This is a genomic window from Enterobacter sp. BWH64 (assembly GCF_001037645.1).
GTDB classification, from domain to species: domain Bacteria; phylum Pseudomonadota; class Gammaproteobacteria; order Enterobacterales; family Enterobacteriaceae; genus Enterobacter; species Enterobacter hormaechei_C.
Genome location: NZ_KQ089922.1, coordinates 1064707 through 1077017, shown reverse-complemented (window position 1 = coordinate 1077017; position 12311 = coordinate 1064707). Strand labels below are relative to the sequence as shown.

General features: G+C 57.6%; 6 protein-coding genes and 1 pseudogene. 5 read left to right on the top strand and 2 right to left on the bottom strand.

Annotated features, from left to right (window positions below; all coding sequences use genetic code 11):
- Positions 1–13 precede the first annotated feature (13 nt).
- A pseudogene (gene gbpA / locus SK50_RS05135) lies at positions 14–1467 on the top strand (N-acetylglucosamine-binding protein GbpA).
- Positions 1468–1547: 80 nt separating this feature from the next.
- Here gbpA and SK50_RS05130 read toward each other — a convergent pair.
- Complete coding sequence (locus SK50_RS05130) at positions 1548–3932, bottom strand: beta-N-acetylhexosaminidase (RefSeq protein ID WP_045344397.1); 2385 nt, start codon at positions 3930–3932, stop codon at positions 1548–1550.
- Positions 3933–4134: 202 nt separating this feature from the next.
- Entirely contained in the window at positions 4135–6843 is a 2709-nt protein-coding gene (mgtA, locus tag SK50_RS05125; protein ID WP_048229142.1) for a magnesium-translocating P-type ATPase, read from the bottom strand.
- Between the two features lie 386 nt (positions 6844–7229).
- Here mgtA and treR point away from each other — a divergent pair, with 386 nt between their 5' ends.
- From treR to SK50_RS05105, 4 genes are all read left to right on the top strand, one after another.
- Complete coding sequence (gene treR, locus SK50_RS05120) at positions 7230–8177, top strand: trehalose operon repressor TreR (protein ID WP_017383908.1); 948 nt, start codon at positions 7230–7232, stop codon at positions 8175–8177.
- A 127-nt stretch (positions 8178–8304) separates the two neighbouring features.
- Complete coding sequence (gene treB / locus SK50_RS05115) at positions 8305–9723, top strand: PTS trehalose transporter subunit IIBC (protein ID WP_020480548.1); 1419 nt, start codon at positions 8305–8307, stop codon at positions 9721–9723.
- Between the two features lie 51 nt (positions 9724–9774).
- Positions 9775–11430 (top strand): alpha,alpha-phosphotrehalase, encoded by a 1656-nt coding sequence (gene treC, locus SK50_RS05110; RefSeq protein ID WP_048229141.1) that lies wholly within the window; start codon positions 9775–9777, stop codon positions 11428–11430.
- A 134-nt stretch (positions 11431–11564) separates the two neighbouring features.
- Positions 11565–12311, top strand: coding sequence for an oligogalacturonate-specific porin KdgM family protein (locus SK50_RS05105; RefSeq protein WP_017694639.1), 747 nt, complete (start codon positions 11565–11567; stop codon positions 12309–12311).

Here is a 12311-nt window from a genome sequence, read left to right as displayed (position 1 = left end):
TAATGGATGAAGAATGAAACTCTCTAAGATCGCGCTGGCCGTTGCCACATTAGCGGTTGCGTCTTCCGCACTTGCACACGGATATATAGAATCCCCCGCCAGCCGCGCTTATATGTGTAAGCTCGGCCAGAATATTGACTGTGGCTCTGTACAATATGAACCGCAGAGCGTAGAAAGGACCTCCGGCTTCCCGACGGGCGCAATGCCGCCTGACGGCCAGCTTGCCAGCGCCGGTATTGTCAGCTACTCCCAGCTTGATAAGCAGAGCCTGAACGCCTGGACCAAAAGCCCCATGACGGCAGGCCCGCATGAATTTGTCTGGCACCATACCGCGCCGCATAAAACCACCAACTGGCGTTATTACATTACCAAACAAAACTGGGACCCCAATAAACCGCTGACCCGTGACCAGTTCGAATTAACGCCGTTCTGTACTATTAACGGGAATGGTCAGGCACCGTCCATGACAAAATCCAAGACCTGTAATGTCCCGGAACGTACGGGCTACCAGGTTATTTATGGCGTGTGGGAAATTGCGGATACCACAAACAGTTTCTATCAGGCCATTGACGTTGATTTCGGTAACGGCGGCAACGTCACGCCGGACGATACCCCAGCGGTAATATCCCAGTGGAGTAAAACCCTGAGCGGACAGATTGCCGGGAATAACCTGAACGTGGGCGATAAAGTGATTGCACGCTTCTTCGACGCCAACGGGGAAGTTGCCGCCCTGCGTACTGAAATGACCATCGGCTCTTCAGAACAAGGCGACGCGACGCTAACCAGTGGTCCTACGATCTGGCGCAGAAGATCAACACCGCTCATAGCGATGTCCGCGTCGGTGTGAAAGATGAAGCCGGTGAAATTAGTCCGGTTCACGGCGCCAACAGCGTATTCGTGAAAGACGGCAGCACGCTGAAATCCGTTGCCATCTCTTATGAAGAGCAAAAAGCGCAGGTGAGCGAGACCATCGCCGTTTCCGATCTGCAATACAGCAAAATCGAACATGGCAATGTGATTGTAACCTTACATGTGAACACGCAGGGTGACGTTAATTTTGAAGCGCACGTGATGAACCACCACGGTGCCGAAAAAGGTTACCTGAAGCAGGATATGAATAACGTCAATCAAAACGTGACCATGACGCTGACTGACGTCACGGCGGGCCACCATATGCTGAAATACTACGCCACCAACAAAGACGGCACCCTGTTCGCGCAGGACGTGCTAAACCTGATGCTGGAAAGCGACGCGGCGGACAGCAGCGGCCCGCATGACTTTATCTTCCCGGACAGCATTGCCTCTTACAAAGCGGGCACCGTGGTGTTACAGCCTAAAAACGGTAAGACCTACGAGTGTAAACCGTTCCCGTATAGCGGCTACTGCGTGCAGTACAGCCCAACCGCAAACCAGTTTGAGCCAGGCGTGGGCGCGCACTGGAGAGAGGCGTGGGTGCTGAAGAACTGAGTTGCCTTCACGCCCGGCGGCACTTCGTTTGCCGGGCCTACACGTCTATGGGGAGAGGGGTTGGGGTGAGGGGATATTTGTTACTGATTCCGCGTCGCCCTAAGCAGCGTCTCCAGCGGGTACACCGCCGCAATCACCACCTCGTCCTGGATCGTCGCCGCGTTATCCAGTTCGCTCTGGATCGACGCGATCTCGTTGTCGTCCAGCGTGCCCTGACGCGCCACCAGATCCGTCAGCCTCAGGCCAATCGAGGCCAGTTTATCCACCTCCTGGATCAACGGCTTAATGGCCTTCAGCTGATAGCTGTTTTCACTCAAGGCCAGCGCATCGCTGGTGTTGTTCTGCCAGCGGTTAAAGACGTGGCGCAGCGCGTCGGCGCTTTCCGTGTCTTCCGCGTCGCTCACCAGGCGGTCCGCCCATTTATTCATCTGACGCACGGTCGCACTTTCCGCGTTTAGCGCGTCAGCGAGCCGGTTGAGCGGCTCAAACTGATGATAGTTTCCGGCCTGGAACTTAAGATGCTGGCGGGTGTAATACTGCGCCGGTTCAAGCGCCTGGGCGAGAATTTGCAGCGGAAGGGTATCCGCATTGTTGGCGAGGCGCGTGAACTGCACCTGCTGCTGGGTATGCTGCTGTAGTCCAGCCGACACCGTGGACCAACTGTCCATCGCCTGGAGCCGGGTATACATGTTGTCGATGTCGTTGACGTCCTTTGCCGACCATAGCCGCTCCGCCACCGCAAAGGCGCGCGGCCACAGACGGATATCCAGCACCGGCGCGACCACGTTTTCCGCCCACAGCGCGGCTTCACCGCCGAGCAGATTAGCCTCGTTCGCCGGGTCCGGCACCACCGGCGGTATGCCTTTTGGCACCGCGTCCAGACGCGTGCCGTCGATCGGGTAGCGGGCGTTACCCACCAGGAAATAGCCGCTGAGCTTATCGTTCTCAACAGAAACGACCGGACGCGTTTCACCCATCCAGGTATCAACGGTAAACGTTACCTGGTTGTCGTCCCGCCACTGAATGTTATCCACCGCCCGACGCGATTTTCCGGCAAAATCAATAAATCCACGCCACCCGGCATCGCCTTTCACCAGCGTAAAGCTGCCTTCCACCGGCTTGCCTTTCAGACGCGGCATGGAGAAAGCCCAGCTCTGGACGCTGTCGGTGTCCGCTATCACATCCACGCCGTTCAGCCCCTGCGGCACAATTTCATTGCGGTAGTGGTAGGCGGTGGATTGCGGCTGATCGAGGTAGAAACCGGTTGAGAGAATACCCTTATAGCCGTTCTGCGCCACCTGCCCCAGCGCGTCCTGTCCCTGCCAGGACTGGATCAGAATGCTTTTCGGCAGATCGGGATGGTAGATCTCATCCCAGCCAACCATCTGCCGGTGGTGCTTCTCAAGGATCGTCTCCAGCTTGCGGTTGAAATACGCCTGCAACGCGTGGCTGTCCGCCAGTTTGTTGTCGCGCATAAACGTCTGGATCGCAGCGTTCGCTTTCCACTGGCTATCGTCAACCTCATCGCCGCCAATATGCAGATACGGATCCGGGAAGATCGCCGCCAGTTCGCTGACCATCGCGTCGGCAAAGGTATAAGTTGCCGCTTTGGTTGGATCCAGCACCGGCTTCAGCACGCCCCAGTGGCGCTCCATGGCGTAAGGCCCCGGCGCGCTCATCAGCTCCGGGTAGGCGACGGCAATCGCCGAGGCGTGGCCAGGCATATCAATTTCCGGCACCACGCGTATGCCGCGCTCGGCAGCGTAACGCACAATCTCGCGCATCTGCTCCGGGGTGTAGAACAGCCCATCGCTGGCAAGCTGGGTTAATTTTGGATAACGCTTCGAGGTAAAGCGCCAGCCCTGATCGTCCGTCAAATGCCAGTGCAGGACGTTGAGCTTTGCCGCGGCCATGCCGTCGATCTGGCGTTTAATATCCGGAATCGGGAGGAAGTGGCGCGCCGAATCGAGCAGCAGCCCGCGCCACGGGAAGCGCGGCGAATCTTCAATGGTCACCCACGGGATCGAGGTGTTTTCGGCGCCGTTCTGCATCAGCTGAAGCAAGGTTTCCATGGCGCGCAGCGCGCCAAAGCGGGTGTTGGCAGAGATATTTACGCCGTTGGCGTCCACCGTGAGTTTATAGCTCTCATCGCTGTCCGGCAGCGGCTGCGGCTTCACCTTTTTGGCGATGGCGATGCGGATGGTCGGCTTGTCAGGTTTTTCGGCCTGCGGCTGTAGCGTCCAGCCGGTTTGCAGCGCAATGCGCTGGCGCAGGCGGTTGACCGCATCCCCCAGATCGTCGCCGCTGACGCTCACAGAGAGTTGATTGTTAAGCACCAGCGCGCCCTGAGTGGTCGGACGTTCAACCTTCGCAGGCCAGGGCATTAAGGGAAGGTCACCTGCCGGGGCGGCAAAGGCGGAGGCGCCGAGCATGAGCCCGGCGGTTAAGAGGCTGTACCGTAACATGAATGTTCCTTATCTGACGGGCCAAATACAGGCAAAACATTCTGTTAACATGCGCTCAAATTGTCGTCAAGCGAATGCGCCGACGGAGATCACAGGTTGTTGAATTTGGGAGGAAAGCTATTGCCCGGTGGCGCTGCGCTTACCGGGCCTACGTTTCGGGAGTAGGCCGGGTAAGGCGAAGCCGCCACCCGGCAAACATAATTTACTGCCACCCATACCGACGACTATAGAACCCTTTCACCATCTGCGTCAGCACCATGTAGCCCGCGAGGATCGCCACCAGCCACGGGAAGTAGCTCAGCGGCAGCGCCTGAAGTTGCAGGTAGCTTGCCAGCGGCGAGAACGGCAGCGCGATCCCGAGCGCCATCACAATCCCCGTCATCACAATCAGCGGCCACGCGGCACGGCTCTGGATGAACGGAATACGACGGGTGCGGATCATGTGCACAATCAGCGTCTGAGACAGCAGTCCCACCACGAACCAGCCGGACTGGAACAGCGTCTGGTGTTCTGGCGTATTCGCATGGAACACAAACCACATCAGGCAGAAGGTCAGAATGTCGAAGATAGAGCTGATCGGCCCAAAGAACAGCATAAAGCGCCCCAGATCGGCGGGGTTCCAGCGCTGCGGCTTCTGGATCTGCTCGTCGTCCACGTTATCAAACGGGATCGCTACCTGAGAGACATCGTACATCAGGTTCTGGATCAGCAGATGCAGCGGCAGCATCGGCAGGAACGGCAGAAACGCGCTCGCCACCAGCACGCTGAAGACGTTGCCGAAGTTGGAGCTGGCGGTCATTTTGATGTATTTGAGCATATTGGCGAAGGTGCGACGCCCTTCGATGACGCCCTCCTCCAGCACCATCAGGCTCTTTTCCAGCAGGATGATATCCGCCGCCTCGCGAGCAATATCCACCGCGCCGTCCACGGAGATACCAATGTCCGCCGCACGCAGCGCGGGCGCGTCGTTGATGCCATCGCCCATAAAGCCGACCACGTGCCCTTCACGACGCAGCAGGGTAACGATGCGCTCTTTATGCATCGGCGTCAGGCGGGCAAACAGCGTGGTGCGTTGGGCAAGCTCGGCCAGCTCATCGTCGGACAGGTGCTCAATGTCGCTCCCCACGACGACGTCGCCCGCGTCCAGGCCGACTTCGTGGCACACTTTGGCCGCCACCAGCTCGCTGTCGCCGGTGAGGATTTTGACGGTGATACCGCTCGCTTTCAGCGCTTTTAGCGCCGGCGCGGTGGTCTCTTTCGGCGGATCGAGGAATGCGATGTAACCTTCGAGGATCAAATCGGATTCATCGATACGCTGGTAGTCACCTTCCCGCGCAGGCAGGAACTTGCTGGCTACTGCCACCACGCGCAGCCCCTGACGGTTCAGGTTATCGGTGACGCGTTTGATGCGGCGCAGCATGGTCTCATCCAACGGCACGATCTCGCCGTTATGGCGCACCTGCGTGGAAACATTCAGGATCTCCTGCAATGCTCCTTTGCAGATCAGCTGATGTACGTCCGCCTGCTCGCTGACCACCACCGACATGCGGCGGCGCTCGAAGTCGAACGGGATTTCGTCCACCTTCCGCCAGCGACCGGAGAGCGTGCGGGCAGACTCCTCGTCCACCCCTTCCAGCACCGCCACGTCGAGCAGGTTTTTCAGCCCGGTCTGATAGTGGCTGTTCAGCCAGGCGCTGTGGAGCACGCGCTCGCTGGTTTTTCCGGCGATGTCGGTGTGGTTCTCCAGCACGATTTTGTCCTGCGTCAGGGTGCCGGTTTTATCGGTGCAAAGGATGTCCATCGCGCCAAAGTTCTGGATGGCGTCGAGGTGTTTAACGATCACCTTTTGTTTAGAGAGTTTGACCGCCCCGCGCGCCAGCGTGGAGGTGACAATCATCGGCAGCATTTCCGGCGTTAAGCCAACGGCCACGGAGAGCGCGAACAGCGCCGCTTCCCACCAGTCGCCTTTGGTGTAGCCGTTGATCAGCAGGACAATCGGCGTCATGACCATCATAAAGCGGATCAGCAGCATGCTGACGCGGCCAATGCCTTTCTGGAATGCATTCGGCTCGCTCTCCTGCTCGCTGACGCGTCCGGCAAGCTGTCCAAACCAGGTATTGCCGCCGGTGGCGGTGACAATCGCCTGCGCGGTGCCGCTAACCACCGTGGTGCCCATAAAGCACAGGGTGTCGCACTCCAGCGGGTTCATCTGCTGCGGATCGCGGGTCCGCGCTACCTTCTCTACGGGCAGGGACTCACCGGTGAGTGACGCCTGCGCGACGAACAGATCCCGCGCCTGGATGACGCGTAAATCCGCCGGGATCATGTCCCCCGCCGCCAGCTTCACCAGATCGCCCGGCACCAGCTGGTCAATGGGAAGCTCAATCCAGGCGTTTTCGCCGAGGTCGTTAATCACGCGCGACACGGTGGCGGTGTTGCTGACCATCGCTTTCAGGGCGTCCGCCGCTTTGGTGGAGCGCGCTTCCTGAATAAAGTTCAGCAGCGTGGAGATCCCCACCATCAGGGCAATCACGCCTGCGGCAAACAGATCTTCAGTGGCGTAAGAGATAATCCCGAGCACCGTCAACAGCAGGTTGAACGGATTGCGGTAGCAGAGCCACAGGTGGACCCACCAGGGAGAGGGTTTCTGCGCCGGGATCTGGTTATCGCCATGTTCCGCGCGGATTTTTGACACTTCTTGCGCGTTCAGCCCTTCCGGGTGGCCGCCAAAAGCGCGCCAGACTTCGTTTTCATCCATCGCCGCCACGTTCAGGCAGCGCTCGGTCAGGGAAGCGGGGATTGCCGCTCCCGCCATGGTGTTGGCATTTGGCAGCGGATCGCGCGCAATCAGGCGATGTGGCAGGTGACGGCTCAGCAGCGCTTGCAGCTGCCGGGTGATATTCTTCAGCATAGTCATTCCCCCGCATCCGCAAAGGCGGACGCAGTTTTCCCGCAGGCGTGGCAAAGCCGTACCTGTCAGGCACTTAATTTATCAAGCAGGAACGTATGAACGTTGCTGCCTCACGCCGGTGAGACAGCAAAAGGCTGGCTTACCGGAAAGAAGGTTTTCTCCTGGTCAGGAGAGGTGTGGGATCGGGATCCATGTGGCCTCCGGTAAGTAAAAAGTTGGGTATCGGCACGCAGTATAGTGATTTATCCATACCGTTTGTGACTAATCGGGCGGTATTATAACGCCCTGCAAATAAACCGAACGTAAACCAGACTTTGCCCATAGCGAATTCGCAGGATAGCATTAGGCTCAATTGATTATTTTATCGTTGTTACAGGGAATACAGCATGCAGAACCGCCTTACGATTAAAGATATCGCGCGTTTAAGCGGCGTGGGGAAATCGACTGTCTCACGCGTGCTGAACAACGAAAGCGGTGTCAGCGAGCGCACACGCGAGCGCGTCGAGGCGGTGATGAATCAGCACGGTTTTTCCCCTTCCCGCTCCGCGCGCGCCATGCGCGGGCAGAGCGATAAAGTGGTCGCCATTATTGTCTCGCGTCTGGATTCCCTCTCCGAAAACCTCGCCGTACAGACGATGCTGCCCGCGTTCTACGAGCAGGGCTACGATCCGATCATGATGGAGAGCAAGTTCTCCGCGCAAATGGTGGAGGAGCATCTCGGCATGCTTCAGCGCCGTAATATTGATGGGGTGGTGCTGTTCGGATTTACCGGCCTAAAAGAGGACGTGCTTAAACCCTGGCAGCCGTCACTGGTGCTGCTGGCGCGCGACGCCAGCGGGTTTGCCTCTGTCTGTTACGATGACGAAGGGGCGATCGTGATCCTGATGCAGCGCCTGTATGAACAGGGCCATCGGCATATTAGCTATCTCGGCGTGCCGCATGCTGACATCACCACCGGCAAGCGTCGCCACGAAGCGTACCTGGCGTTTTGTAAAAAACACAATCTTCCCGCCGTGGCCGCGCTGCCCGGTCTGGGTATGAAACAGGGATATGAACAGGTCGCCAGCGTGCTGACGTCACAAACCACCGCCCTGGTATGCGCCACGGATACCCTTGCATTGGGTGCGAGCAAATATTTGCAGGAGCAGCGCATCGGGGAACTGCAATTAGCGAGCGTGGGAAGCACGCCGCTGATGAAGTTCTTACACCCGGAGATTATCAGCGTTGATCCGGGTTACGCCGAGTCTGGCCGGCAGGCTGCCGCGCAGCTGATCGAGCAGATTACCGGGCGTACCGAGCCCCGTCAGATCGTTATTCCAGCCCATCTCTCATAATTCTTTTGAATAGATTATTGTGATCTTCGCCCGATTTCGGGAACGTTCCCATTTTCGCCGTCACGTTGAAGGAGTAGGCTTGCGCACAGGTCATAACCCCTATCACCATCTGTCATGAGGTTTCATGATGAGTAAAGTCAAACAAACAGATATCGATCAGCTGATCGTCCTGGTCGGCGGACGCGATAACATCGCCACCGTCAGCCATTGCATTACCCGCCTGCGCTTCGTGCTTAACGATCCGGCCAAAGCCAACCCGAAGGCCATTGAAGAGCTTTCTATGGTTAAAGGCTGTTTCACCAACGCCGGGCAGTTTCAGGTGGTGATTGGTACCGAAGTGGGCGATTACTATCAGGCTCTGCTGGCGACTACCGGGCACTCTTCCGCCGATAAAGAGCAGGCGAAGAAGGCCGCGCGCCAGAATATGAAATGGCATGAGCAGCTGATTTCCCATTTTGCGGAGATCTTCTTCCCGCTGCTGCCAGCGCTGATCAGCGGGGGCTTAATTCTGGGCTTCCGTAACGTCATCGGCGATGTGCCAATGAGCGACGGCAAAACCCTGGCGCAGATGTACCCGGCGCTGCAAAGCATCTATGACTTCCTGTGGCTGATTGGCGAAGCGATCTTCTTCTATCTGCCGGTCGGGATCTGCTGGTCCGCGGTGCGCAAAATGGGCGGAACGCCAATTCTCGGTATCGTGCTCGGCGTGACGCTGGTCTCTCCGCAGTTAATGAACGCTTACTTACTTGGTCAGCAAACGCCAGAGGTGTGGAACTTCGGCCTGTTTACCATCGCCAAAGTGGGCTATCAGGCACAGGTGATCCCGGCCTTGCTGGCGGGTCTGGCGCTGGGCTTTATTGAGACGCGCCTGAAGCGCATCGTGCCGGATTACCTCTATCTGGTGGTGGTCCCGGTCTGCTCGCTGATCCTGGCGGTGTTCCTGGCGCATGCCTTTATCGGTCCGTTTGGCCGCATGATTGGCGACGGCGTGGCCTTCGCGGTCCGTCACCTGATGACTGGCAGCTTCGCGCCAATCGGTGCCGCGCTGTTTGGCTTCCTGTACGCTCCGCTGGTGATCACCGGCGTGCATCAGACCACGCTGGCGATTGATATGCAGATGATCCAGAGCCTCGGCGGTACGCCTGTCTGGCCGATCATCGCCCTGTCTAACATTGCGCAGGCCTCGGCGGTAACCGGCATCATCATCGTCAGCCGTAAGCACAACGAGCGAGAGATCTCCGTTCCGGCTGCCATCTCCGCTTACCTCGGCGTCACTGAACCGGCGATGTACGGTATCAACCTGAAATACCGCTTCCCGATGCTCTGCGCGATGATCGGCTCCGGTCTGGCGGGCTTGCTGTGCGGCCTGAACAGCGTGATGGCGAACGGGATTGGCGTCGGCGGCCTGCCGGGTATCCTCTCCATTCAGCCCGCGTTCTGGCAGGTATTTGCGCTGGCGATGGCGGTGGCGATTATCATCCCAATGGCGCTGACTACTGTGGTTTACCAGCGTAAGTTCCGTCAGGGCACGTTGCAGATTGTTTAATTCTCTCTTTCGGGGCGCAGTTGCGCCCCTTCGCATTTGCAGGAACGTACTATGAATACCCTTCCTCACTGGTGGCAGAACGGCGTCATCTATCAGATTTACCCAAAGAGTTTCCAGGACACCACCGGCAGCGGCACGGGCGATCTGCGCGGCGTGACGCAGCGCCTGGACTACCTGAAAACCCTCGGCATTGACGCCATCTGGCTGACGCCGTTTTATATCTCCCCGCAGGTGGATAACGGTTACGACGTGGCGAACTACACTGCCATCGATCCGACCTACGGCACGCTGGACGACTTTGACGAGCTGGTTGCCCGGGCGCATGAACGCGGCATCCGCATCGTGCTGGATATGGTCTTTAACCACACGTCCACGCAGCACGCCTGGTTCCGTGAGTCGCTGGATAAAGCGAGTCCGTACCGCCAGTTCTATATCTGGCGCGACGGTACGCCGGATACGCTTCCCAACAACTGGCGCTCCAAATTTGGCGGCAACGCCTGGCGCTGGCACGCCGAAAGCGAGCAGTATTATCTGCACCTGTTCGCACCGGAGCAGGCGGATCTCAACTGGGAAAACCCGGCGGTGCGCGCCGAGCTGAAAAAAGTGTGCGAGTTCTGGGCCGATCGCGGCGTGGACGGCTTGCGTCTGGACGTGATTAACCTGATTTCAAAAGATCAGCATTTCCCGGACGATACCCTCGGCGACGGTCGCCGCTTCTACACTGACGGGCCGCGCATCCACGAATATCTCCAGGAGATGAGCCGCGACGTCTTTACGCCGCGTAATCTGATGACGGTGGGCGAGATGTCCTCCACCTCGCTGGAGAACTGCCAACAGTACGCGTCTCTTGACGGCCGCGAGCTGTCGATGACCTTCAACTTCCACCACCTCAAGGTAGACTACCCCGGCGGCGAAAAATGGACGAAGGCGAAGCCGGACTTCGTGGCGCTAAAAACCCTTTTCCGCCACTGGCAGCAGGGGATGCACAACAAAGCCTGGAACGCGCTGTTCTGGTGTAACCATGACCAGCCGCGCATCGTGTCGCGCTTTGGTGACGAAGGGGAACACCGCGTGGCGGCGGCGAAAATGCTCGGCATGGTGCTGCACGGGATGCAGGGCACGCCGTATATCTACCAGGGTGAAGAGCTGGGTATGACCAACCCGCATTTCAGCCGTATCACCGACTACCGCGACGTGGAAAGCCTGAACATGTTCGCCGAACAGCGGGCTAACGGTCGCGATACGGATGAACTACTGGCGATTCTGGCGAGTAAGTCACGCGATAATGGCCGCACGCCGATGCAGTGGGACGCCTCGCATAATGCGGGCTTTACCGAGGCCGAGCCGTGGATTGGCGTCTGCGACAACTACGAAACCGTGAACGCCCGCGCGGCGCTGGACGACCCCAATTCGGTGTTTTACACCTATCAGTCGCTGATTCGCCTGCGCAAAACCCTGTCGGTACTGACGTGGGGGGATTATGAGGATCTCCTGCCTGACCACCCTTCCCTGTGGTGCTACCGCCGCCAGTGGCAGGGACAAACGCTGATGGTGGTGGCTAACCTGAGCCACGCGCGCCAGCAGTGGCAGCCCGTCCCCGTAGAGGGAGCATGGCGGGTGGCACTCAGCAACTATGAAGAGGTTCCCTTCCGACCCGATACGTTGCTATTGCGCCCGTTTGAAGCTATCTGGTGGGTGCAGGAATAAACCTCAGGAGATACAGCATGCTGTATCTCTTTTTTTATGTTTAGCGATACGCTAAATGTACGACGATAACTTTTACAATATGGCGCACTCAAAATAAAAATAGCCTGCCAATTAAATAACCTCGGCAGGATATTATGAAAAAGATAATTATTAAAGCAACGTGTATTAGCGCATTATTATTGAGCACACAGGGATGGTGCGGGAATACGTCCGTCGACCTTCGCTTTGGTCATAATACGCGCTCAGACGTAAATGATTCACGCATTAAGGTCATGCATCAGGCGAATAACGGTTTTTACTTCTCCGTTGAAGCCGCACAAAACCATAATGATACGTTTTTTGGTGATACCGACAGATATAATCCCGACGACAAGGGGTTAACGGAAGCGGCACAGGAAATCGAAACGCGCTGGCGTTTTGATCTGGGAAATGGTTTCGCCGTTGCGCCTGGCATGGTGACGGTTTTCACCGCCAGCAATACGCATTACCGCCCCTTCATTCAGGGCTGGAAAGCCTTCGATAACGGTCTGAATCTCTCCGCACGTTACCGCTATAACACCGTCAATGACGCGCACAGCGATAAAGAACTCGACGGCAGCGGTTATACTCGCCGCCAGTCACACCAGTTCGACATTTGGTTCGCGTATAACATCGGCAAATTCGGTATGTCCTATAACCCGCGCTTCCGCTGGCAGGATAACGTCGATCAGGGAACCGGGGATGACACCTACTGGGAGCATACCGTCGCGTTCAACTACAAGCTCGACGATGGCTGGACGCCATACGTCGAACTGGTTTCACTGGATAAAACGTACATCAATAATGACGGCAACCATGAAAATGATTATGCCGTACGTCTGGGAATAGTGAAGCAGCTCTGA